Source organism: Chelativorans xinjiangensis (assembly GCF_009812055.1).
In the GTDB taxonomy this organism is placed as follows: domain Bacteria; phylum Pseudomonadota; class Alphaproteobacteria; order Rhizobiales; family Rhizobiaceae; genus Chelativorans; species Chelativorans xinjiangense.
Genome location: NZ_WQNH01000001.1, coordinates 247,728 through 271,378, shown reverse-complemented (window position 1 = coordinate 271,378; position 23,651 = coordinate 247,728). Strand labels below are relative to the sequence as shown.

The window sequence follows — 23,651 nt, the reverse complement described above, 5'->3', positions numbered from 1 at the left end:
CGCTTCGCTGAAGGATCTCAGACTTCGGTCCTACCGGTATAGCACCACCGGTATCTTGCACGAGCGTATCATCTCGGTCGTCGTCGAACCGATGATGAGGTTGCGGATGCGGTTGTGCCCATAAGCGCCCATGATGAGCAAGTCGATGCCCTCCTCTTCAACGATCCCGCTGATGACCTTGTGAGGCTCACCCGGCAAAAGCCGGGACGTCACATCGTAGCCGCCGCCTTCGAGAAGGCGCCGGGCGTCATCGAGCTTCTTCGTGTTCTCGGGCGTGTCCGGCCCCACGGTTACCAGATGGCAGTCGAGCCCCGCATAGAGCGGGCTGCGCGCTACATGGTCGAGCGCCATCATGCTGCTCGTCCCGCCATCGTAAGCGATCAGCAACTTCTGTATCGGTTTGAAGGCCCGTGAGGCGACGAAGACCTGCTTTTTCGCGGCGCGCACCACACGTTCAAGATTGGAGCCGAGATGAAGCTTGGCGAAGTCGGCCGCTTCGCCGCGCTTGCCGATGACGAGCATCTCCGACTGCGCCTCGAATTCGGCCGCCGTCTCGACCACGTCGCCGATGCGAAGCAGCATCGACACGTCATCGACACCGGCCTCGACCAAACGCGCCTTCGCATCTTCGAGAATGGCCCGGCCACGCTTCTGCGCAAGCTTTGCGCGCGCTTCGTCGAGGGCGCTCAACTCTTCGAGAAGCGCCGAGCGCGCGCCGAGCGCGATGTTGCCGGAAAGGTTTGCCGGTTCGCTGGAGGTGTCGCGCCGGCCGATCACGTGAAGCAGCTCTATCCCGACTTGGGTACGGCCGGCGATCCAGGCTGCATGGTCACATACGCTCGATGCATAGACGGAGCCATCGATAAGGGCTGTGATTTTCGTCATGGTTTCCCCTCCTTGGCCTAGTGGCCCATCAGGCGTTCCATCGCGCCGGGCTTGTCATGGATCGCAAGCCGGTCGACGATGGTTTCGCTCGCTTCGTTGAGACCGATGATCTCGACATCCGCCCCCTCCCGGCGGAACTTGAGCACGATCATGTCGAGGGCCGCAACGCTGGAAATATCCCAGATATGCGCGCGGCTGACGTCGATCGTGACCTTCTCCAGCGCCTCCTTGAAGTCGAAGGCAGCGGTGAAGTCCTCCGCCGAGGCGAAGAAGATCTGGCCCTCGACGGTGTAGCGGCGCTCGCGGCCGTCTTCAAGGAGCGTGGAGGAGACGCGGAAGATCTGCGCGATCTTCCAGGCGAAGAAGAGACCGGACAGAAGCACGCCGGCGCCCACCCCGATCGCAAGGTTGTGCGTGAAGACCACGCAGACGACGGTCGCCAGCATGACGATCGAGGACGATTTCGGGTGGGTCCGCAGGCTTTTGATCGACGACCAGGAGAAGGTGCCGATCGACACCATGATCATGATCGACACCAGCGCCGCCATGGGAATGGCACTCACAAGGTCGCCGAGCACGACCACCATGAACAGCAGGAACGCGCCGGCGGCGAAGGCGGAGAGCCGCCCCCGGCCACCGGATTTCACGTTGATGATCGACTGGCCGATCATGGCACAACCGGCCATGCCGCCTATGAAGCCGGTGGCCGTATTGGCGATACCCTGGCCGATGCATTCCTGGTTGCGGTTCGACGGCGTATCGGTGAGGTCGTCGACGATCTGCGCCGTCATCAGCGATTCCAGAAGCCCGACAGCCGCGACCGCCGCCGAATAGGGCAGGATGATCATCAGCGTTTCGAGATTGAGCGGAATGTCGGGGATCAGGAAGACCGGCAGCGTCGACGGCAGCTCGCCCATGTCGCCGACGGTACGCAGGTCGAAGCCGAAGATCATGGCGACGGATGTGAGCGCGATGATGCAGACAAGCGGCGAGGGGATCGCCTTGGTGAGATATGGAAAGAGGTAGATGATCGCCAGGCCCGCTGCGACCATGACATAGGTGAGCCAGGGCACGCCGGTCAGTTCCGGGATCTGCGCCATGAAGATCAGGATCGCCAGGGCATTGACGAAGCCGGTCATCACCGAGCGCGAGACGAAGCGCATGACATAGCCGAGCTTCAAGAGCCCGGCGGCAATCTGGAGAAGGCCGGCAAGCACCGTCGCGGCGAGAAGATATTCCAGACCGTAATCACGCACGAGCGTGACCATCAGCACGGCGGTTGCCGCGGTCGCCGCCGAAATCATGCCGGGCCGCCCGCCAACGAAGGCAATCAGGACGGCGATCGAAAAGGAGGCATAAAGGCCAATCTTTGGATCGACGCCGGCGATAATGGAAAAGGCGATGGCCTCGGGAATGAGCGCGAGGGCGACGACGAGGCCGGAGAGCAGGTCTCCGCGCACATTGCCGAACCACTGCGCGCGATAGGCGGACAGAAAGGGCATGTCAGTGATGGTTCCGATCTTTGGAGGGTGCGCGACCGAAGAGTGGGCCACGCAGGGCAACGGCTTTGTTCAAACGGTAGTCCGGCGGATCGGCGGCCGGAAGAGCCACCCGGGATTTCACCGGGTCCTGATGGATGGCTACGCCATACTGAAGCGGTGCCGTTGCCGCAATGGCGCGTCTGCATGGCTGCTATGCGCCTGGCTTACGCGATTCATCTGGGCACTGCCGCCGTGCTACGCTGCCCGCGTTTGAGCCAAGTCCGCGGCGGTTCGCCAATCATACGCCGAAACATGGTGATAAAGGCGGCGACGCTGTCATAGCCGAGATCGAGCGCGATGGTGGTGACCGGCTCACCATCGGCAAGGCGTGGCAGCGCGGCGAACAGGCATGCCTGCTGCCGCCACATGGAAAGGCTCAGCCCGGTTTCACGATGGAACGTGCGGGTGAAGCTGCGGCGGCTCATCCCCGCCGCCTTAGCCCATTCATCGATCGTGGTGTGCGGCGAGGGCGCCTCGAGGAAGCGCCGGCAGAGGAGGGCGAGCTGTCGGTTGGCGGGAAAGGGGAGTGCCAGCGGCCGCTCCGGCAGGTGCGGGATCTCGTGCAGGAGGAGATCCAGGATAAGTGTGCCGCGGCCGGCGGGCGGTTCCTCGCGCGGCAGCGCCATCGCCTCGACGATGAGGTTCCGCATCAAACCGGTGATGGAGAATACGCGCAGGTCCTCCGGCAGTCCGGCGATCGCGCCCAGCCGCACGTAGACGGAGCGCATCTGGACGTCGCCCAGCATGTCCACCGCATGGTCGACGCCGGCCGGCAGCCAGATCGCGTGTTCCGGCGGCACCATCCAGCGTCCGGTGCCGGTGCTCACCATGACGACTCCGGAGAGCGCATAGAGAAGCTGCGATCGGTTGTGGCGGTGCGTTTCTACATGGTGCCCATCCGGATAGTCGGCCGGCAGCGCAACCACATTGGCTTCCGCTGCCTCAATCCATTGACGCCGCCACCGGTCGGCGCCGGCCAGCGGCCCGTCGTCCGCCTCATGCGCGCGCAATTCCACCATTGCTTGGCCCACTTTCGAAACTTTTGGACCAAAACACGAAAGAAGAACACAAGCAATCGGCCTATGAGGAACCACCGCAACGTCATGGAACCGATCTTGAGCGACACGTCCGCAGTCACCGCCAGAAGCTCCGCCGAGACCACAGCCTTCGTTGTGATCGCTGCCGTCAGCGTCTGTCATCTCATCAACGATGTGATGCAGTCGCTGCTCGCGGCGATCTATCCGATGCTGAAGCAGGACTACGGGCTCGACTTCTGGCAGATCGGGCTGCTGACGATGACGTTCCAGGGAACGGCATCGCTGCTGCAGCCGATGATCGGGCTTTTCGCCGACAAGCGCCCGCTGCCCTATTCGTTGCCCGTCGGCATGGGCGCGACCTTCGTGGGACTGATGTTCCTCGCTTTCGCCGGCCAGTATGCCCTCCTCGTCCTCGGGGCTGCGCTGATCGGACTTGGCTCGGCGGTTTTCCATCCCGAATCCTCGCGCGTGGCGCGGCTTGCCTCCGGCGGGCGTTACGGGCTCGCGCAGTCCCTGTTCCAGGTCGGCGGCAATTTCGGTTCCGCGGTCGGGCCGCTGCTCGCCGCCTTCATCGTCGTGCCGCGAGGCCAGGCCAGTGTTGCCTGGTTCTCCGCCGCCGCGCTCGTCGGGATGATGATCCTCTGGCAGGTCGGCAACTGGTACGCCCGCTATCAGGCCGCCGCGGTACGGCGGCCCAAAGCTATCCCGACAGTAGCCGTTCCGCGGCGAAAGATCGTGATCGCCCTTGTCGTGCTGACGATCCTCACCTTCTCGAAGAATATCTATGTCGCCAGCTTCTCGAGCTTCTACACGTTCTATGTCATCGACAAGTTCGCCGTATCGGTACAGACCTCGCAGGTGCTCCTCTTCGTCTTTCTCGGGGCGGCCGCGGCCGGAACGATCCTCGGCGGGCCGGTCGGTGACCGTCTCGGCGCCAAGGTGGTGATCTGGGTCTCTATTCTGGGGGTGGTGCCGTTCACCCTCGCGCTGCCCTATGCCAACCTCGAATGGACCATCGTGCTCTCCGCCATTATCGGCTTGGTGCTCGCCTCGGCCTTCCCCGCCATCGTCGTGATGGCGCAGGAGCTCGTTCCCGGACGCGTTGGGATGGTGGCCGGTATCTTCTTCGGTTTCGCTTTCGGCGTTGCCGGCGTCGCGGCGGCGCTGCTGGGCGTGGTGGCCGACGCGAAGGGTATCGGTTACGTGTATTGGCTCTGCTCGTTCCTGCCGCTGCTCGGGCTTCTGACCGTTCTGCTTCCGAACATCAGGCCGGCGGCGCGGACGAGGTCGCGGTGACTGCCGGCACGGACATGTCGCGCACGTGACATAAAGGGGCGACATGGTCTGTCCTCTTGAGATGAGTGGAGGACTTCCTTGCCTGTTTCCTACGATGCCGTCCTTGCCGACATGGTTTCCGCAGCCCGCGAGGCGGGAGCGCTGACGCTTGAGTATTTCGGACGGTTTCGTGATCTGGAAATCCGGGTCAAGGGACCGGCTGATTTCCTGTCTGAAGCGGATATGGAATCCGAGGCGCTGATCCGCGAAAGGCTGCTCGGCAAATATCCCGAATGGAGCTTCACCGGCGAGGAATTCGCGGCAATCGAAGGCGCGGACACCCGCTATCGCTGGCTGGTCGATCCCATCGACGGCACCACCAATTTCATCAACGGCATGCATTACACCATTTCGATCGCCCTGCGCTGCGGGGGCGAGACCGTATGCGGCGCGCTCTACAATCCGGTCGCCGACGAAATGTTTACCGCCATCAGGGGCGAGGGCGCCTATCTCAACGGGCGGCGTTTGTCGGTATCGCGGCAGGCGGATCCGCGCTTTTTTGCCGTGGGAACCGGACTGCCCACCAGCAACCTCGCCCTTTACCCGGGCGCCTATGAACGGCTCGACCGAATTCGCAACCCCATCGGTGCGGTGCGGGTCGTGGGGTCGAGCGCCAACAGTTGCGCGCATGTGGCCTGTGGGCGTCTGAGCGGATATTTCGAGGAGTCCGGCCTGCTCGACTGGGCCGTGGGCGTCCTTCTGGTGCAGGAAGCAGGCGGGATCGTCACCGACTGGTGGGGACGCGGGCCGGAATTTTATGAAAAGACCGGCGCAGTGATCGTCGCCAATCCGGCCTGTCACGCCTATCTTCTCGAAAAACTCAAGGATGCCCCGCGCAAGGACCCGCGTTAGACCACTTCATCGTTTCATGGAATCGATGGCTTGGTCTAACTCCATGTTTTGTCGCAATTCCGGACGGAAAACCGGTCTCCACTTTTCCTGGAATTGCCCTAGAAGGACGCTTCCAGCGCCATCGCGAGCCCCTCCGGATCGTCGGTGGTGATCTGGTCCGCCTTGAGCGCCAGCAGGCGCTCGGCTGCGGCAAGGCTGGCCGGGCTTGCGTCGGGAATCGTCCAGGCATCGACGCGCCGGCCGCCATTATGGAAGGCGCCGATAAGGTCGAAGCCGGCTCGATCGGCCGCCAGCACCAGGCCGTAGTCGAGATAGATCATTTCTGCTTCGGGAGCCGCAGCGAGGGCCTCGGCGGCGAAGGCGGAGAAATCACGCGAGGCTTCCAGGCGCTCAAAGATTGGGCCATAGCAGGGATCGTAGCCAACACGGAGCCCTTCGACGTCCTCGGCCAGCAGCCGGACGGCGTCCGCATCGCCCGAGGACAGGATCATGTGGCGGGCGACTGGCCTGACGCTGGCTTTGAAGGCGGCAATGGCGGTGGCGTCCAGCGCTGCAGCATCTTCCTTGAAATCGAGCTGAAGCAGCGCATCAGGATGGATGGGGCCTTCGGCGAGCAGGGCGCCCAGATCCTCCAGCAACATCACGCGGTCCGGGATGGGCCGGCCGTCGTTACCGCGAAGATTGAGCGCGCGCAGCGTTTCGGCGCGGCAATCGACGACGCGGCCGGCTCCGGTCGTCTCCCGCTCCAGCGTCAGATCGTGCAGGACGGCGTAGCCGCGGTCGGCGTGGATCACCAGGTCCACCTCGACGCTGGCGCCAAGGCGCATGCCTTCGTGGATACGGCGGCCGGTGAACACCGGATCACCGGCCCGGCGCCGGCCGCGATGCCACTTGAGCCAGGTGCGGTGGCCATTGCGGATAATCACGCGAGGGTCAGGCATTGCTGCGGACCGCGCGTCTTCCGGCGGGCCGCGATTGCTCCTCGACCTGGGCCCCGCGATAGATCAGTACGTTGTCGCGGTAGGCGAGGATGGTACCGACGTTAAAATCGACCGGTCGGCCCGCGGTCCACGCATCGCTCTCAGGCATCATGGATTTCACCCTGTGCCCGTCGGGCAGTTCGACATCGATCATGACATGCGAACCATAGTCGACTGCGCGATGAATAATACCCATCCCCTGTCCCTGGGCCGGCGAGAGGCCGAGAGCCTCGGGACGGACAGCAAGGGTCGCGGGGCCGTCGGCAATGGGAATGCGGGCGGCAAGGCCGGGACATGCAAAGACCTGGGTGTCTATGATACCTTCGAGCAGGTTCATCTGGCCGATGAACCCGGCGACGAACGGGGTCGCAGGTGCGCGATAGACCTCGGAGGGAGGGCCCACCTGCTCGACGCGCCCATCGCGCATCACCACAATACGGTCCGCCATGGCCAGCGCTTCGTCCTGCCCGTGGGTGACAAACAAAGTGGTGATGCCCAGCCGCTGCTGGATATCGCGCACGTCCTCGCGCAGCCTTTCCCGCAGATGCTGGTCGAGACTGGCGAAGGGTTCGTCAAGCAGCAGGATCTTGGGCTCCAGCACCAGCGAGCGGGCCAAGGCCACGCGCTGTTGCTGGCCACCGGACAATTGGTGCGTGAGACGGGAGGCGTAGCCCGTAAGGCCGACCAGTTCGAGCACCGCTTCCACGCGGCGGCGGATTTCGTCGCGCGGAGCGTGGTGCAGCCTGAGCCCGAAGGCGATATTCTTGAAAACGTTCATATGGGTCCAGAGCGCGTGGCTCTGGAAGACCATCCCCGTGGGGCGCTTTTCGGGCGGCAGATGGATGATCTCCTCCCCGTCGATCCGTATCGAGCCGGCTGTGGGGCGCTCGAAGCCGCCCACCATGCGCAGAAGTGTCGATTTTCCCGATCCCGAGGGGCCGAGCAGGCAGACGAGTTCGCCGTTATCCACCTCAAGGGTGAAATCGGCCACGGCCGTCGTTGTATCGAACTGCTTGGAAACCCCTGTTATTTCCAAACGCGCCATGATCCGAACCTTCCCGTTCACGCTCCGAAGCCGCGCGCAAACGCGCTGCCACCTATGACCCTGCGGGCAAACATCAGGGCGATGAATGACGGCACCCAGAGCAGCACCGAGAGCACCGCTCCATATTGGATGACCATCTGGTTGTTGATGAAACTGATCATCAGTACCGGCATGGTGCGGATGCCGGGGGCGCCGATGAGCCAAGCCCCTTCGGTTTCGTAGAAGGTGCCGACGAAGCTCAAAAGAAGCGCAGCGACGATGGTGGGGCCTGCCTGCGGCAAGGTGATGGACCAGAATACCCGCAAGGGACCGGCGCCCGCATCACGGGCTGCCTCCTCCATCCGCCGATCCACGCCCTGGAAGGCGGCGACTGGAATCCAGATCATGAACATCAGCGTGCCCACGAGCTGGATCAGAACCACGCCCCAGAACGTACCGATGAGGTTGAGCTGAAGGAAGATCGCCGCAATGGCGATGAGCAAACCGAATTTGGGGAAGGCGTGGCCGGCAAGGAACGAGAAGAACAAAATGTTCCGGCCGGGAAAATTCAGGCGCGCGAAGGCATAGGCTGCCGGCAGGCAGATAAGCGCGGAGAGCAGCGTGACCACGGTGGAAAGCTGCAGGCTGAGCGTCAGCGCCCCCCAGACGTCCGAACGGCTGAGCGTCTGGTTCCAGAACCGCAGCCCGAATTGCTGCGGCACCACGGCCGGATAGCGCCAGATCTCTGTGAAGGCCCACGTGCCCACCACCACCAGCGGGAGGATGATTGCGGTGGATAACAGCATGGCAAAGACGATGCCGGGCCAGTCGATGCGCTGGCGGTTGGAGGAGAGCGCCGCCATGATCACCCACCCTGGTTGCGCGCGACCGAGCGCACGTAGAACAGGCCGAACACGATGCAGAAGCCGAAGGCGATGACCGCCTGGGTGATGGCGTTGAGCGGATCGTTCACCTCGCGGAAGGTGCGCTGCATGAACGGGCCCATCATCTCCGGGGAGGCCGGGCCCAGAAGGTAGGGCAGAGTGAACGCGGAAAAGATGCCCAGGATGGAAAAGGAGAGCGCCACCAGAACGGAATTGGAGATGCGCGGCAGGATGATATGCCAGAATACCTGCAGCCTGTTTGCGCCCACGTCACGGGCCGCCTCGATCGACTGATTGGCGACGTTGCCGAGCCCCGCAAGGAGGATTAGCACGGTCAATGGAATATTGTCCCAGACCAGCCCGATGACCGGCCCCCAGGGCGTCAGGTAAGGCGTGCGGATCTTGGGCAGGCCCACCGAGTTTAGCAGGATATCCACCATGCCGTTTGGGCCGAGCACACGGATGAAAGCGTATGCCAGGATGATCGACGGCACGAATAGAGGGAAGATCGCAAGGCCCTGCACATAGGCGGGCAGCCGGCCGCTGGAGAAGCGCAGATAGAGCGCGATGGGGAGGCAAATCACCAGAAGCAGCAAGGCGCACATGCCTGTGGTCCACAGCGTGATGCCAAGATTGTTGAGGCTATATTGGTCGGAAAAGAAGAAGACGTAGCTGGAAAGATTGAAGCCGTAATTGCCGTCGGCATCGAGCCGCCAGACGGTGCGCGCGATGGCGCTGATGGTCGGCCAGATCACCAGCCACCCCACCAGGAACACCGGAACGGCAACGAGCAGGAGGCCCCACGGCCTCCTGTTGTGATTGGTATCGATCAGCAGCCGGGAGGCGGCTGCTTGGGTCAGGTCGGTCACGAGTCGCGTGTGACGTTGGGTGCCACGTTCCGGTACCAGCCATCATTGATGGCCGCCTCCCACTGGCCACTCGGGAAGGTGGGGATGGTCGTGGGCACGATGTCTGCGAAGCGCTCGCGCAGCGCGGGCTCCACATAGTCCCAGGACACGCCCGGGAAGCCGCCGAGCTCGGTGAGGATGGCGCTCTGGATGTCTTCGCTGAGGACGAAATCGGCCAGCTTGAGCGCGGCATCCTTGTTGGTGCCGTTCTCGATGATCACGGCGCGCGAGAAGTCGCCGCACAGCGCCAGGTCCTGAAGCTGCACGAGACCGGTTTCCGGCGGCAGCACGCCTTGGTCGATGGCCTGGAGCACCTGATCGGACCACACCGGAGTCATGGTCACCACGCCCTGGGCGAGGAGCTGGATGGACTGGGTGTTGCCCGACGAATAGGCGCCGCTGTCATAGAGCGAGGGCGCGATGTCGGAAAGGATGGCCCAGGCCTTGCCGAGCGCCTCGTTGCCGAACTCCTCGGTGTAGTTGTCCACCGTGAACAGGGAGGGGTCGCGGCCATTGGCCTGATGGATGGCACGGCGGACGAAATTGCCGCCCGACCCGCCCTTGTCGGGGCGGTTATAGACGAACTGGCCGGGATTGGCCTTGATCCACTCGACCAGCGCATCCCAGTTCTTGGGCGTATTGGCTGGGTCCAGCTTGGTGCTGTCATAGGCGAGCAGCACCTGCGAGCCGCGATATGGCAGGCTGTAGTCGCTGTCGATGGCCAGCGGATTGACCTTGGAATAGTTCGAAAGCCCGGCATCCTTGACGTTGGTGTAGATGCCGGCCTCAATGGCGCCCGCGGGCAGGCGTGGATTGGCGGTTTCGAAATAGTCGGCCTGGGGATCGGTCCCGGTCTGCTTTGCGGCAATGGCGCGCTCGCCGATGGCGATGATGCCCGCGCCGTCGCCGGCGTCCACCAGATTGATGGTGATGCCCGGATTGGCCGCCTCGAAGGCCGGCTTCACGATGTTGGCCCAGAAGTCGTAGATGTTTGAATCTGAGCTGGTATACCAGTCGATGACCCCTTCGGCTGCCGAGGTCATGCGCGGCAGGATCAGCGTGCCTGCCGTGGCGGCCGTCGCAAGCATGAATTCACGTCTTTTCATGATTCCGTTCTCCCGTTTTGCCTCGGCGCGATCGGCTTCCCGTTGGTTCTTCGCCCGATGGATTGCACAGCAACACCCCGCAGCCCGCCTGTCGGCAGGCAGCGAGACGTCAGACACCGTTCGAAGAGATCACTGTTTTGCAACAGTCGTATTACACTCGACGGGTGGGAAAACTGGTGGGCACCCCGTGCGCTGCACAGGCGTTTTGTCTCCGTCGTCGATTGCCGTCATGCATAGGCGTCGGCCGTTTCCCGGCTTGACTGGATCCCGAAGCGTAACGAGTATTCCCTCAAAGGGCTGTCAAAGGCCCGGGAGGAAACGATGACCAGCTCCATTAAGCTGTTTGATGGCGCGTTCGGCCATGTCTCGATCCTGAACGTGGCGAACGACCTTGTGACCCACGCCCACGAGGAGGTCCACATCATCATCTGGCTGGCCGGCGTGGCTGGAGAGATGACTGTCGGCAACGAGCGCGTGCTGCCCGGCGAGCATGTCGCCGTGGGCGTCAACTCGCTGCAGCCGCATCGTCATGACTTTCCGGCCGGCGGCAAGGAAGGGCGATTTCTCGCCTTTTACATCGATCCGGACTGGATTGCCGGCCGCAGGGGCAGCCGTCGCGAGGAAAATGTCTTCGCTGCAAGCGCGATTCCCACGGACAAGCGCTTGAACGAATCCGCCTTCAGGCTCCTCGAAAGCCTGACGAGCGGCAACATGCCTGCTCATCTGGTCGAATACGAGACCGAGCGCTTCATCGACTCGGTGTTCGACACCGCCGCCTCGCAGCAGCGGCGCAGGAGCGTGCGTGTCCGCGTGGCCGCGCGGGACCATCGCGTGCGCAAGGCTGCCGCGCTGATGAAAAGCCATGTTTGCGAACGGGCCTGCCTCGACCAGGTCGCGCGCAGCGTTGGCCTGTCACGGCCGCACTTCTTCGCGCTCTTCAAGGAGCAGATGGGGCTCACCCCCAATGTGTACTGGAACTCGATGCGCATGGCCGAGGCGGCGCGCCGGTTGCGGGCATCGGAACAGTCGCTGATCGACATCGCCTGCGGGCTCGGCTTTTCAACACAGGGAAATTTCTCCCGCTTTTTCCGCGACCATTTCGGCGTGCCGCCCAACGCCTACCGTTCGGCCGCCCGCAGGCTTCGGCATTAACCGCCGCGCCGCTCCATTTTTTCAGACTGTTTGATAGGCGTTCCAGACGCATTGATAAGCATCGTCCGGCAGGCTGGCTATGATCGCCGTGAGGGCTGGCAGCAAGGAGCGTTTTCTCATGGCGACGGTCACGGTCTCAAGCGTCATCGATGCACCCGCCTCCGATGTCTGGGCGTGCATCCGCGACTTCAACGGTCTTCCTGACTGGCATCCGCGAATGGTCAAGAGCGAGATCGAGGGTGGCGGGCCATCGAGCGAGATCGGATGCGTGCGCAAGTTCGAGATCGCTAGCGGGGCGACGATCAGGGAGAAGCTGCTGGGCCTCTCCGATCGCGATTATAGCGTCACCTATTCCATTCTCGAGACGCCTCAGCCGATCTCGAACCATGTCGCCACGCTGAAGCTCATCCCGATCACCGACGGCGAGCGCACCTGCGCCATCTGGACGGCAAGTTTCGACGCGCCCGCCGAGGAAGCTGAAAAGATCGCCGAGGGGATGGGAGCGAATGTTTTCCAGGGCGGGTTCGACGCGCTGAAGAAGCGCTTCGCGGGAGGCTGAGCGGGAGGACCGGCGATGGGTATGAGCCTTCAGACCTTTTCAACCGCAAGCGAAGCGCAGGCGGCCCTTGGTGCGTCCGGTGTTCGCTACATGGGCGGCGGGACGCTCGTGGTCCGGGCTGTGAATGAAGGGGACCTCTCCTTTTCGACCATTGTCAGGACGACCGATCCTGCCCTGTCGGCGATTGAAACATCCGACGCCGGCGTGAGGGTCGGTGCCTCCGTGACGATGGGCATGGTCCTCGCGCATCCCGGGCTGAGCTATCTTGCGCCGGCGGCGCGTGCGGTGGGTGGCCCCGCGGTCCGCAATATGGCGACGGTGGGCGGCAATCTGTTTGCGCCCGCGCCCTATGGGGATTTCACGGTCGCACTTCTCGCTCTCGACGCGAAGGTGTCCGTCAGCGGCAGCGGCGAAATGGCGCTCGAAGCTTTCCTGCAGGAACGAGACAGCCTCGGCGCTTCCGCGCTGGTGACGTCCGTGACCTTCGCTGCGCCGGCAACGGACAGCTTCCGGTTCCTGAAAGTCAGCCGGGTGCATCCCAAAGGTGCGGCCGTTCTCACCATCGCCGCCGATATTCGCGAAGAAGCCGGCTCGGTCGTTCAGGCAAGGATCGCCCTTGGCTGCATGGCCGACCGCGCAATCCGCACGCATGCGGCCGAAGCGGCACTTGTCGGGCGGCCGCGCACGAAGGAAGGCATAGCGCCCGCGCTGACGGCGGCGCTCGAGGGCATCGATCCGCCAACGGACGCGATCGCCAGCGCCTGGTACAGGCGTGAGGTACTGCCCGTTCATCTGGGCAGACTGCTGCTCGGCTAGGGAGGCCTGGAAGAAGCCAAGCCACCACACCGTCGACTGGGAGGAAGCGATGGCAAAGGTTCCGGTCCAATTCACGCTGAACGGCAGCGAGCGGGCTGAGTTCGTGGAAAGCGGAAGCACGCTGCTCGCCGCGCTGCGCGACAAGATGGGCGACACCTCGCCCAAGGGCGGGTGCCTTCAAGGTACCTGCGGCGCCTGCACAGTGATGGTCGACGGGGAGTTGCGGCTGTCGTGCCTGACATTGGCGGAGACGTGCAACGACGCGCAAATCCGCACCACGGCGGGGCTTGCAAACGGCGAAGTGCTGCATCCCCTGCAGCGCGCCTTCGAGGACGCGTTCGCGGCGCAATGCGGCTTTTGCACGCCGGGCATGATCATGGCCGCCGCGGCCTTGCTCGAGCGCAATCCCAATCCGGACAGGGCCGATGTGGTGGAGGCGATCTCCGGCAACGTCTGCCGCTGCACCGGCTACGAGCCGATCATCCAGGCCGTGCTTCTCGCCGCGCGCGCCAATTCCACGTCCGCTGCTTGAGGGAGACGGGAATGAAGCTGTCGAAAAGCTATTTCGCCGACGAGCGCACCGACGATTTCGTCGAGATCGGCCAGCCGCGCCCGCGTTCCGACATCAGGGGACATGTCACCGGCAGGACCGCCTATTTCGCAGACCGCACCTTTCCGGGCCTCCTTCATCTGAAGATGGTGCGCAGCCCGCACCACCACGCACGCATCCGCGGCATCGACACGAGCGAGGCGGAGAAACATCCGGGCGTCGCCAGGATCATTACGGCGAAGGACGTGCCGCAGAACCTCTACACCATACTGATCCTGATCCAGGTGGGACCGGAGGACGAGCACGTGCTCGCCGAGGACAAGGTACGCTGGAAGGGCGAGGCGGTGGTGGCCGTGCTCGCCGAGACCGCGCGCGCGGCGGAGGAGGCAGCCGCCAAGGTCAAGGTGGACTACGAGGTTCTGCCCGCCGTGCTCAGCATCGAGGAGGCGCTGAAGCCCGATGCACCCATCGTCAACGAGCATCACGGCCGCAACTACTATCTCTACGACAGCGGCGAATGCCGGAAGGTCCGCTTCGGCGACGCGGAGAAGGGTTTCGCGCAGGCCGACCACATACTTGAGGAGAGCTACTCCTCCGGGCCGATCGAGCATGCACCGCTCGAAACCAGCGGCTGCATCGTCACGCCCGAAGCGAACGGCCGTTTCACCTGCTATACCAACACGCAGGCGATGTTCTTCACCCTCGACAACGCCTCGATCATCCTGCAGATGCCGGGCCACAAGCTGCATATGGTCGGCGGCACGGTCGGCGGCGGCTTCGGCGGCAAGGTGGATGTGACCGTCGAGCCGGTCGCGATCCTCGCCGCCAAGCTCACGGGACGCCCGGTATCCTTCATCTACTCCAGGGAGGAGGAGATGCAGGTCTCCTCGCCGCGCGCGGCGGAGAAGATCGTCATCAAGGACGGGGTGATGAAGGACGGGCGCATCGTCGCGCGCCAGGTCATGGCTTACATCGATGCCGGCGCCTATTCCCGCCATTCCCCTTATGGCGCGCAGAAATCGGCGGCGCATTTCCCCGGACCTTACACGATCCCGAACGTCGCCATCGACAGCTACTGCGTCTACACCAACCGCACGCCGTCGAGCGCCATGCGAGGCTTCGGCGTGACGATCGGGGACTTCGCGCTCGAGGTGCAGACGGACAAGCTGGCGCGGCTGATCGGCATGGATCCGCTGGAGTTCCGCTTCATCAACGCCTATCGCGACGGCGACATGAAAGCGCACCGCCAGCCAACGGAGGGAGCCGCGCTGATCGAATGCATGCAGGAAGCTTCCGTCATCGCCGGCTGGCCGGTGGACGAGCGCTTCATGAAGATGTCCTCGCAAACGAGGGAGGGCTGAGCGATGGCCGTAAAACGCGGCCGCGGCGTGGCGGCGGTCAACTACCCGACCGGCATGAACCTGGGCGGTGATCCCACCCAGGCGCTCGTCCACTCCACCCCCACCGGCAGCTTCATGGTGACGCTGTCGAGCGTCGACCTCGGGCAGGGGCTGAAGCAGATCATGGCGCAGATCTGCGCCGAGACGATCGGCGTGCCGACCGAGAGCGTCACCGTCGACACGGCCGATACCGACACCGGGCCACACTGCATGGGCACCTTCGCCTCGCGCGGCACGCACCGCGCCGGCAATGCCGTCATCCAGGCGGCGCGCGAGGCGCGGCAGGTGATGCTGGAAGTCGCAGCCGAGGAACTGGAGGTGAACGCCTCCGACCTCGATACCGACGGCAGCGGCAACATCCACGTGAAGGGCGCGCCGTCGCGCTCCATCTCGATCTTCGACACGGCGCTCGCCGCGCATTTCAAGCACGGCCGCTCGATTTCGGGGCGCGGCATGTTCCTCGTCCCGCGCTCCTATCCGGAGACGGAGACGGGCGCCATGAAGCCCTCCACCTGCTATGCCCATGCCTGCACGGTGGCCGAGGTGGAGGTGGACGAGGAGACCGGCGAGGTCGTCGTTCTTTCGGTCAAGAACGTCTTCGAGATCGGTCGCGCGCTCAACCCGAAGATGGTCGAGCAGCAACTTGTAGGCGGGTCGTGGATGGGGATCAGCCATGCGCTCTACGAGACGACGGAGCCCTACTATCCGGACCGGCATCATGGCGCGCGCGATTACAACGAATATCTGATGCCCGGGCCGGGAGACCTCGCGGAGACCGAGATCGCCGTCCTGGAGCGTCCGTCGGGAGACGGTCCATTCGGAGCGAAGGGGCCAGGCGAGATGTGCGCAAACCCGCAGATACCGGCCGTCGCCAACGCCATCTTCGATGCTGTCGGCGTGCGCGTCGACACGCTCCCCATCACGCCCGAGCGCGTGCTGCGGGCCCTGAAGCAGCGCGACGCCGGCGCGGCGGCCTGAGCCATGGCGCGCAAGCCGGTCGCATCCCTCACGGCCTCTCCCGAGGCGATCACCGCGGGTCTGGCCAGTGCGCGCTATGTGACGGATGACGGGCTTGCGACCGCCATTTTCCTGGCGATCCGCCTCGGCAAGCCGCTGCTTCTGGAGGGCGCGCCGGGCGTCGGCAAGACGGAAGCGGCGAAGGCGATCGCCGAGATATTCGGCCGAAGCCTGATCCGCCTGCAATGCTATGAGGGGATAGACCCGGCGCATGCCATCTACGAGTGGAACTACCAGCGCCAGCTTCTCGCCATCCGTCAGGCCGGCGAGGGCGAGGTCGATCTTTACGACGACCGTTTCCTGATCGCCCGCCCGCTTCTGAAGGTCCTGAAGGCGCCTGAAGAAAACATCCTGCTGGTCGACGAGATCGACCGGACGGACCACGAGTTCGAAGCGCTGCTCTTGGAATTCCTGTCCGATTTCCAGATATCCATCCCCGAACGCGGCACGATCCGCGCCACGGCGCGGCCGGTCGTCGTGCTCACCTCCAACCGCACGCGCGAACTCGCGGAGGCCTTGCGGCGGCGCTGCGTCTATCACTGGATCGGCTATCCCGATCCCGACAGGGAGGCGGAAATCATCATGTTGCGCGCCGGCGACGTCGCCGAGCGGACGGCACGGGCGGCGGCGAAGGCGGTGCGCGAAATCCGCTCGCGGCCGCTGGCCAAGCCGCCCGGAATTTCCGAGGCCATCGAATGGGCCAACGCGGCGACGGTATTGGAGAAGGGCGGCAGCCCGTGGCCGGAAGCCTTCCGCAGGGCGGTCGGCGTTTTGATCAAGGACGAGGAGGACCTTACCTTCCTCGCGCCCGAACTCGGCCGCGTGGTCGAGGAGGCGCTGGAATGATGCCGGCCCGCCCGCTCCCGAAAGGCGCGCAACCCTTTGTCGGGTTCGGCCGGTTGTTGCGCGGCTTCGGCCATGGCGCGGCACCTGAGCAGGTCGAGAGTTTCATGGAGGCGGTGTCGCTGCTCGGTCCGAGGTCCATGGAAGACATTCGCCAGGCGGCCATTGCGACATTCGCGCCGCCGCCGGAACGATTCATGGAGTTCGAGGTACTTTTCCGCAGCCATTTCTACGGCGAGGCGGCTGTAACGGTTTCCGATGACGCCGACGAGGAGGAAACGCAGGTCAAGGACGAGGGGAGATCCTGCGAAGAGCACATCGAGATTCGTGCGCATGACGAAAGCGGAGAACGGTCTTCCACCGCCGAGCAGCTGGCTGTGCGCCATTTCGCGCGGGCGCCGGAAACGGCGCTCGATGGGTTTGGCCGCCATCTGGCTAAGGCGTTGCCACGCCGCCGGACGTTTCGGCATCTGCGCGTCCGCTCGCGCGGAAGGATCGATTTGCGCCGGTCGCTGCGGGAGATCGTGCGTTTCGACGGCGACATTCCCGAACCCATCCTGCGTCGCCGTCAGGTGGTGCCGCGCCGGCTGCTCGTCCTGATCGACATATCCGGGTCGATGAAACTTCACACTGAGGACTATCTGAAGGTCGCCCACGCCGCCGTTCAGGGCGTTGGGATGGCCGAGGTCTTCACCTTCGGCACGCGGCTGACGCGCATCACCCCGGCGCTCAGGATCCGCAACCGCGATCAGGCGCTGACGCGCGCTGCCGAATGCGTGGACGACTGGGACGGCGGCACTCGCATCGGGCCGACCCTGCTCGCCTTTCTGTCCGTGCCGCGCTTTGCCTCCTTCGCGCGCGGCGCGGCGGTGCTCGTCCTCTCCGACGGTCTCGAGCGGGGCGATCACGCGGAGATGGAGATTGCGATGCGTCGGCTCTCCTCCCGGGCGCACCGGCTCTCGCTGTGCACACCGCTGGCCGGCGACCCGCATTTCCGGCCCGAAACAGCAGGACTGCAAGCCATCCTTCCCGCGCTCGACGATCTTGTCGACGGCTCCTCCACGGCGGAGCTGACGCGCTTCATGCTTTCGCTCGGACGGCCCGCCAGACCGGCCGCCGAGATATGGCAGAGGGCAACATGATGCAGAAAGCCATCGATACCCATTTCCACATCTGGCGGCAGAATGACCTGCCCTGGCTCGTCGGCCCCATGGTGCCCCGCATCTTCGGTCCCTACGAGCCGATCCGGCGCGACTATACGATCGGGGAATTCCTCGACGACCAGAAGGATTCGAGCATCGAGAAGGCCGTCTACGTACAGACCAACTGGGCCAGGGAGCGCTTCGAGGACGAGGCGGCCTGGGTACAGGCGACGGCGGAGGAGACCGGGTGGCCGCACGCCATCGTCGGTTACGCCGACATGACGGTGGAAGACGTCCGCCCGCAGCTCGACCGGCTGAAGCGCTATCCGCTCATGCGCGGGGTGCGCATGCAGCTCCACTGGCACGAGACGCCGGAATACCGGTTCGCCGCCTCGCCGCGCCAGGTCGTCGACCCGACGGTCCGTGCCAACATCGCGCACCTGAAGGACTACGGCTTCTCCTTCGATCTCCAGCTCTTCCCAGGCCAGATGCGCGATGGCGCTACGATGATTGCCGAAAATCCGGAAACGCAGTTCATCCTGACGCATACCGGCATGCTGACCGATATGTCGCCCGACACGGTGGCCGAATGGGAGGCAGGGCTGCGGATGCTGGCCGCCCAACCCAACGTTTCCGCGAAGCTCTCCGGTCTTGGCACCTTCGTTCACAGGAACGACCCGGAACTCATTTCCTTCATCGTCGCCACGGCGGCGAACATCTTCGGCAGCAGGCGGCTGATGTTCGGCTCGAACTTTCCGATCGAGAAGCTGTGGACCGACCACCTGTCGATGATGAACGCCCATCGCGCCGCCGCCGCCCCGCTCTCCACTGAAGATCAGGCCAACATCTTCTGGAACACCGCCGAACGCATCTATCGGCCGGTGTAAGGTTCAGTTTCTGATCGGCTGCAAGCATGCGTACCGAAGTTCGGTGGCGTAGCGTCACCTCAACTCACAGGCTCTATCGAAGCGAAGCGCGCAGAGCAAAGGGCCAGGAGATACTCGAGGGGCGGCCAGTCCGCCATCTCATCGCGAAAGATCGCGCCGGAGCGTGTCCGCTTTCGACCGAGCTGGACGGGGACGGGAATGATCTGCGGACCACGCGCTTCCGTGACCGCCGCGTCCGGCAGGATGCTCAGGCAGTCGCTCTTCTGCAAGAGGCCAATAGCGGAGATGAGGGACTCGCACGTGATGCGGATCTCGGGTGTGCGGCCCAGGCGTTCGATCGAGGCATGCACCGTCGCGCTCTCGTACGCCGGATCGTTGGAGTATATCAGCCAAGGATAGTCCAGGAGAACCTGTGGTTCCAGAGAACCGTTCGGTCTCAGTCGACCAAAGAGAGGGTGATCCGCCCGCGCGACGACACGGTCATGAACGACCGTGAACTGCTTTCGGCTGAGCCGCTTGTCGACCTCGTCGGCGATCTGCAGCCCGCCGAAAAACACATCGACCCGACCTTCCAGAAGGTCGGGAATCGCCGTCTCGAAATCGGCGTTCTGCAGCTCGATCACCAGGTTCGGAAATGCTCGCTGGAGTTCCCCGATCAGCCCGGGAAGAACGACGGCCCGCCACAGCGGCCCCGCCCGGATGCGCAAACGCATCTTCTTGCTGGTATTGCTGGACTGCAGCTCCTGCTCGGCCAGTTCCCAGTGGCGCGATAGCCGCAGCACCGACGACAGGACCTTCGCGCCAAAGGCCGTGGGCGTGACGCCGCGGGCGCCGCGTTCCAGGAGTGGTCGTCCGAACCGCTTTTCAAGCTTTGCCAAGGAGCGCGACAGGGCCGGCTGGGTGATGCTCAATCTTTCCGCCGCACGTCGCAGGCTGCCCTCTTCGACGATGGCTTGCAGGCGGAAAAGATGGGTCATGAGATCGAGCATCTGAGCGATAACTTTATAACATCGCCACCGCGCCTTTTTGCATTATTCATGCATGACTGCAATCGCTAGTGTGACCGCCGGCGCTCAACGGCTCGCGGGAGGCGGGCAGCAGCGGTCCACGGAGGAGAATATGTCCATCAGACGAATTGACGGCCTTTCGCGCCGCGCCTTTCTGGCGTCGAGCAGCGCGTTCGCGCTTGCCGCGCTCGCGGGGCGGAGCCTCGCGCAGGAAGTCAAGAACATCGACCCGAGCCTTGCCGAGAAGATACCGATCGCAGACCCGAGCCTCGACCTGCCGCCGGCCGACGGCCCATTCCGGTGGCTGGACAGCGGCGGTCAGAAGGGCGTGTTCTATCGGCAGTTCTTCCCGAAATACGCCGAGGCGCGGGGAATTGAGGTCGTCTATGACGGGCTGCCCTGGAACGAGATCGCGACCGTGCTGCCGCTCGGCATTCGCAACGGCTCGGCGCCGGACGCCTTCAACCTGCCGAATGGAATGCCGCCGGCGGTCGCCGTCGCGGAGGGCTGGGTTCAGCCGCTCGACGAGCTAATCCCCGATTTCGAGGCCTGGAAGGCGGGCTTCCCGGCCGGCTCCTTTGTCGAAGGCGTCAACGTGATCGAAGGCAAGACCTACGGCTTGCCCTACACGTCCGAGCGCCGCTGCTCGTCTCTGCTCTTGTTCAACAGGAAAGCGATGGAATTGACCGAGTTCGATCCCGGTCCGGATTCGCCGCTTACCTGGGATCAGTTCCGCAAGGCGGCAGCGCAGATCACCGAGAATTCCGGCGGATCCATGTTCGGCCTGATCATGGGCGGCAATCAGGGAAACCGCTGGTCGGCCAATCTGGTCCAACTCGCCAACCGCGCCGGCGCGGCCTGCGCGAGCAGCGTTGCCGGCTGCCTGACCGGCGTCGACTACAGGACCGGCGAGATCGTTATCGACAGCGACGAGTTCGTGCAGGCGATGGAGCTCCTGCTGGCCATCCGCGACGACGGCAGCATGTTCCCCGGCATCATGAGCCTCAACGCGCCGCAGGCGCGCGCCTTCGTCGAACAGGGCGGCGCCGGCATGATCCTGCAAGGGCCGTGGAACGTGCCGATCTGGGAGGCCAACAATCCGGATTTCGATTTCGGCTTCACCGCGACACCGGCACCCGAGGGCAAGGACGGCAAGACCATCGTCGACGCGCTGCCCTCGGCGGCCAATACCATGTATGTGAACGCCGCGGCCAAGAACCCCGCCTATGCGGCCGACGTGTTTCATTACATGGGTACGCTTGAGGGCCAGGTCGCCTGGGGCAACGTCGTCGGTCCCTCGGACCCGCCAATCTTCCCGAAGGCGGCCGAGGAGGCCGAAATGTCGGAGCGTTCGAAGGCCGTCATCGCGCTGCAGGAAAAGCAGGTGCGCGTCAGCCCCGTGGTCTACGCGCGCAGCCCTGGCTTCACCAAGGTGGCGCAGCTCTACGAGGAGCCGACGCCGAACCTGGCGAACGTCGTACAGGGCCTCTACACCGGCCAGCTCAGCGGCGTGAAGGAGAACCTCTCCAAACTAAAGGGCGCCATGAACGCGGCGCTCGACAAGGCGATTGCCGACGCCAATGCGGAAGGGGCGAATGTCCGCCGCGAGGACCTCGTCTATTCGGACTGGGATCCGAGCGTCGACTACGCTTCCTAGAGCATGATGAATTCTGGTTGGGCTAGTCCTATGCGCGTCATCCCGGAAGTCGGCTTGAGCGAAGCGAAAGGCGGCTGTCCGGGATCCATTCCGGAATATGGACGAGTCACGGAGTGGGTCCCGGACAACCTCCACTTCGCTCCGGTTTCCGGGATGACGGGGAATGTGCCGGTTCAGGGGCCATGTGGCGATAGCTCCCGGGAAACACGAGGCAGCACAATCCGATGAGCGCCACAGAGTTGCACATATCGCACGCGCCGGCTGCAACGAGACAGGGCCTTGCGGCCCGCATCTGGAAGTCGCGGATCGACTATCTGTTCCTCGTTCCGGGGCTCCTCATCTTCGGCGCCTTCATCGTCTGGCCGCTGATTGCCTCCGAATACTACTCGCTGCTCACCTGGACGGGCTTCGGCGCGGCCAAGAAATTCGTCGGCCTGCAGAACTACCGCGAACTCCTGCAGGATGAGTTCTTCCTCAACGCCTTCAAACGGTCCTTCCTCTTCACCCTGGCGACCGTGCCGCTGCAGATGTTCATAAGCCTGGTCTTTGCGATCCTGCTCAACAACAAGCTGCTCAAGCTCTCCACGCTCTTCCGCACGATGATCTTCCTGCCGGTGGTAACGCCGGTGGCCGTTATCGCCATTGTCATCGCGCTCATGCTGAGCCCCTTCAACGGGCCGATCAACGGCCTCCTGCTCGATGCCGGGCTTTTCGAACGTGCGGTCGACTTCCTCGGCAGTCCGCAACTCGTGCTTTGGACGCTCGCCGGCGTCTTCGTGTGGAAATGGACGGGCGTCACGCTGATCTACTGGCTTGCAGCACTTCAGACGGTGCCGGACGAATTGTACGAGGCGGCCAAACTGGACGGCGTGAGGACCTGGCAAGTGACGGTCTTTGTCGTCCTGCCGATCATCGCCCCCTTTGCGGTCGTGATCGGGCTGATCTCGGCCATTGCCGCGCTCAACGTCTTCCCGCTGATCCAGTCGACGACGCAGGGCGGCCCCTTCTTCGCCTCGGAGGTGATGGAGGTCTTCATCTTCCGCATCGCCTTCGCACCGTCGGGCGGCATGGTCCCGCAACTGGGTTATGCAAGCGCTGCAGGCGTCTTGTTCGGCCTCGCCGTCATGATCCTCACCATCTTCCAGATCGTCGCGGTGCGCCGCGCCCGCAGGAAGGACCCGGCCAATGGCTGATGTCGCCCTGTCCCGCAGTTCGGCGATTACGAGCCGGCAGTCTTTCCTCAATCCGCGCCGTCGGCGGCTTATCACCTCGGTCGTGCTTGCCGCGATCTGCATCCTCTGGGTCTATCCGCTCGTCTGGATGGTCTCCGCCTCGTTCAAGTCGAACAGCGAGATTTTCGCCGGTGGCGGGCTGATCCCCGAGAACCCGACCTTCGAGAATTTCGTGCGGGCCTGGCATGAAGCCAACATTGGCGCGTATTTCTTCAATACGCTCTTCGTGACGGTCGGCTCGGTCCTCATCACGACCATCTCGGCGGCGCTGATGGGCTATGCGCTCGGCCGGCGGCCGTTTCCGGGGCGGGCGGCGCTCTTCGGCCTGATGCTCTTCACGCTCTTCATCCCGCAGGGCTACACCATCATTCCGGTCTTCGAGCTATTGTCGAATTTAGGGCTCGGCCAGTCCCTGTGGGGACTGATGCTCGCCACCTGCGGCCATTCCATCGTGATCTTCACGCTGCTCTTCGCCGGCTACTTCAGCCAGATGCCGAAGGAACTCGAGGAAGCCTCGCGCATGGATGGCGTCGGCCCGGTCAAGACCTTCTGGTACGTGATGCTGCCCTTGTCGAAGCCGATCATCGTGACGGTGGTCGTGATGCAGACGCTGCAGGCCTGGAACGACTTCCTGCTGCCGCTGGTCATCACGCTTGCCAACCCGGCGCTGCGCACGCTCTCGGTCGGCATCTACTCCTTCCGGGGCGAGCACTTCATCGATTGGGGCGGCATGACGGCCGGTTCGACCATCACCATCGTGCCCGTCATCATCCTGTTCCTGTTTCTTCAGCGCTACTTCATCGACGGCCTGGCCGGTGCGGTGAAGGGCTGACAAGG

23 protein-coding genes and 1 other annotated feature are annotated in these 23,651 nt (G+C 63.9%); of the genes, 14 read left to right on the top strand and 9 right to left on the bottom strand.

Annotated elements, in window-relative coordinates:
- Nucleotides 1–30: 30 nt before the first annotated feature.
- From GM910_RS01225 to GM910_RS01215, 3 genes are all read right to left on the bottom strand, one after another.
- Nucleotides 31–885, bottom strand: coding sequence for a universal stress protein (locus tag GM910_RS01225; protein ID WP_159585652.1), 855 nt, complete (start codon nt 883–885; stop codon nt 31–33).
- Nucleotides 886–902: 17 nt separating this feature from the next.
- Complete coding sequence (locus tag GM910_RS01220) at nt 903–2,387, bottom strand: SulP family inorganic anion transporter (RefSeq protein WP_159585651.1); 1,485 nt, start codon at nt 2,385–2,387, stop codon at nt 903–905.
- Between the two features lie 75 nt (nt 2,388–2,462).
- Nucleotides 2,463–2,518, bottom strand: a sequence feature (sul1 is cis-regulatory element that is thought to sense ions involved in sulfur or methionine metabolism; They are found in Alphaproteobacteria).
- Nucleotides 2,519–2,599: 81 nt separating this feature from the next.
- A complete protein-coding gene (locus tag GM910_RS01215; RefSeq protein WP_159585650.1) occupies nt 2,600–3,445 on the bottom strand; it encodes an AraC family transcriptional regulator in 846 nt (281 codons plus the stop codon).
- 84 nt (nt 3,446–3,529) lie between these two features.
- Here GM910_RS01215 and GM910_RS01210 point away from each other — a divergent pair, with 84 nt between their 5' ends.
- Together GM910_RS01210 and GM910_RS01205 are read left to right on the top strand one after the other, a co-directional pair.
- Nucleotides 3,530–4,759 (top strand): MFS transporter, encoded by a 1,230-nt coding sequence (locus tag GM910_RS01210; RefSeq protein WP_425482640.1) that lies wholly within the window; start codon nt 3,530–3,532, stop codon nt 4,757–4,759.
- 78 nt (nt 4,760–4,837) lie between these two features.
- Entirely contained in the window at nt 4,838–5,650 is an 813-nt protein-coding gene (locus GM910_RS01205) for an inositol monophosphatase family protein (RefSeq protein WP_159585648.1), read from the top strand.
- 98 nt (nt 5,651–5,748) lie between these two features.
- Here the strand turns inward: GM910_RS01205 and GM910_RS01200 are convergent, their stop codons facing one another.
- The 5 genes from GM910_RS01200 to GM910_RS01180 are packed head-to-tail and all read right to left on the bottom strand — an operon-like array spanning nt 5,749 to nt 10,552.
- Nucleotides 5,749–6,591, bottom strand: coding sequence for a glycerophosphodiester phosphodiesterase (locus tag GM910_RS01200; protein ID WP_159585647.1), 843 nt, complete (start codon nt 6,589–6,591; stop codon nt 5,749–5,751).
- Entirely contained in the window at nt 6,584–7,675 is a 1,092-nt protein-coding gene (locus GM910_RS01195) for an ABC transporter ATP-binding protein (RefSeq protein ID WP_159585646.1), read from the bottom strand. The genes GM910_RS01200 and GM910_RS01195 overlap by 8 nt, the downstream gene beginning before the upstream one ends.
- 17 nt (nt 7,676–7,692) lie before the next feature.
- Nucleotides 7,693–8,517 (bottom strand): ABC transporter permease, encoded by an 825-nt coding sequence (locus tag GM910_RS01190; RefSeq protein ID WP_159585645.1) that lies wholly within the window; start codon nt 8,515–8,517, stop codon nt 7,693–7,695.
- 2 nt (nt 8,518–8,519) lie between these two features.
- Complete coding sequence (locus GM910_RS01185) at nt 8,520–9,398, bottom strand: ABC transporter permease (RefSeq protein ID WP_425482642.1); 879 nt, start codon at nt 9,396–9,398, stop codon at nt 8,520–8,522.
- 5 nt (nt 9,399–9,403) lie between these two features.
- Nucleotides 9,404–10,552: an extracellular solute-binding protein gene (locus GM910_RS01180; RefSeq protein WP_159585643.1), complete on the bottom strand. Its 1,149-nt coding sequence runs from the start codon at nt 10,550–10,552 to the stop codon at nt 9,404–9,406.
- A 321-nt stretch (nt 10,553–10,873) separates the two neighbouring features.
- On the opposite strand from GM910_RS01180, the gene GM910_RS01175 reads away from it, so the two are divergent.
- The 9 genes from GM910_RS01175 to GM910_RS01135 all read left to right on the top strand — a co-directional run bounded on the left by GM910_RS01175 (nt 10,874) and on the right by GM910_RS01135 (nt 18,918).
- Nucleotides 10,874–11,704 (top strand): helix-turn-helix transcriptional regulator, encoded by an 831-nt coding sequence (locus tag GM910_RS01175; RefSeq protein WP_159585642.1) that lies wholly within the window; start codon nt 10,874–10,876, stop codon nt 11,702–11,704.
- Nucleotides 11,705–11,822: 118 nt separating this feature from the next.
- Nucleotides 11,823–12,263, top strand: coding sequence for an SRPBCC family protein (locus GM910_RS01170; protein ID WP_159585641.1), 441 nt, complete (start codon nt 11,823–11,825; stop codon nt 12,261–12,263).
- A 15-nt stretch (nt 12,264–12,278) separates the two neighbouring features.
- Entirely contained in the window at nt 12,279–13,079 is an 801-nt protein-coding gene (locus tag GM910_RS01165; RefSeq protein ID WP_159585640.1) for an FAD binding domain-containing protein, read from the top strand.
- Between the two features lie 49 nt (nt 13,080–13,128).
- Nucleotides 13,129–13,611: a (2Fe-2S)-binding protein gene (locus GM910_RS01160; protein ID WP_159585639.1), complete on the top strand. Its 483-nt coding sequence runs from the start codon at nt 13,129–13,131 to the stop codon at nt 13,609–13,611.
- A gap of 11 nt (nt 13,612–13,622) precedes the next feature.
- Complete coding sequence (locus GM910_RS27715) at nt 13,623–14,990, top strand: molybdopterin cofactor-binding domain-containing protein (protein ID WP_159585638.1); 1,368 nt, start codon at nt 13,623–13,625, stop codon at nt 14,988–14,990.
- A gap of 3 nt (nt 14,991–14,993) precedes the next feature.
- Nucleotides 14,994–16,007: a molybdopterin cofactor-binding domain-containing protein gene (locus GM910_RS27710; protein WP_159585637.1), complete on the top strand. Its 1,014-nt coding sequence runs from the start codon at nt 14,994–14,996 to the stop codon at nt 16,005–16,007.
- 3 nt (nt 16,008–16,010) lie between these two features.
- A complete protein-coding gene (locus tag GM910_RS01145) occupies nt 16,011–16,892 on the top strand; it encodes an AAA family ATPase (protein ID WP_159585636.1) in 882 nt (293 codons plus the stop codon).
- Nucleotides 16,889–18,031: a vWA domain-containing protein gene (locus GM910_RS01140; RefSeq protein WP_159585635.1), complete on the top strand. Its 1,143-nt coding sequence runs from the start codon at nt 16,889–16,891 to the stop codon at nt 18,029–18,031. The genes GM910_RS01145 and GM910_RS01140 overlap by 4 nt, the downstream gene beginning before the upstream one ends.
- Nucleotides 18,031–18,918 carry an amidohydrolase family protein gene (locus tag GM910_RS01135; protein ID WP_159585770.1) on the top strand — a complete coding sequence of 296 codons (888 nt, stop codon included), beginning with the start codon at nt 18,031–18,033 and terminating at the stop codon, nt 18,916–18,918. Before GM910_RS01140 ends, GM910_RS01135 begins: the two co-directional genes overlap by 1 nt.
- 59 nt (nt 18,919–18,977) lie before the next feature.
- On the opposite strand, the gene GM910_RS01130 is transcribed toward GM910_RS01135, so the two are convergent.
- Nucleotides 18,978–19,895 carry a LysR family transcriptional regulator gene (locus GM910_RS01130; protein ID WP_246225800.1) on the bottom strand — a complete coding sequence of 306 codons (918 nt, stop codon included), beginning with the start codon at nt 19,893–19,895 and terminating at the stop codon, nt 18,978–18,980.
- 142 nt (nt 19,896–20,037) lie between these two features.
- Between GM910_RS01130 and GM910_RS01125 the strand changes: the two genes are divergently transcribed.
- The 3 genes from GM910_RS01125 to GM910_RS01115 all read left to right on the top strand — a co-directional run bounded on the left by GM910_RS01125 (nt 20,038) and on the right by GM910_RS01115 (nt 23,646).
- On the top strand, nt 20,038–21,582 hold the full coding sequence (locus GM910_RS01125; RefSeq protein WP_246225799.1) for an ABC transporter substrate-binding protein: 1,545 nt from the start codon (nt 20,038–20,040) through the stop codon (nt 21,580–21,582).
- A gap of 224 nt (nt 21,583–21,806) precedes the next feature.
- Nucleotides 21,807–22,775, top strand: coding sequence for a carbohydrate ABC transporter permease (locus GM910_RS01120; RefSeq protein ID WP_159585633.1), 969 nt, complete (start codon nt 21,807–21,809; stop codon nt 22,773–22,775).
- Nucleotides 22,768–23,646 (top strand): carbohydrate ABC transporter permease, encoded by an 879-nt coding sequence (locus tag GM910_RS01115; protein WP_159585632.1) that lies wholly within the window; start codon nt 22,768–22,770, stop codon nt 23,644–23,646. The genes GM910_RS01120 and GM910_RS01115 overlap by 8 nt, the downstream gene beginning before the upstream one ends.
- Nucleotides 23,647–23,651 lie beyond the last annotated feature (5 nt).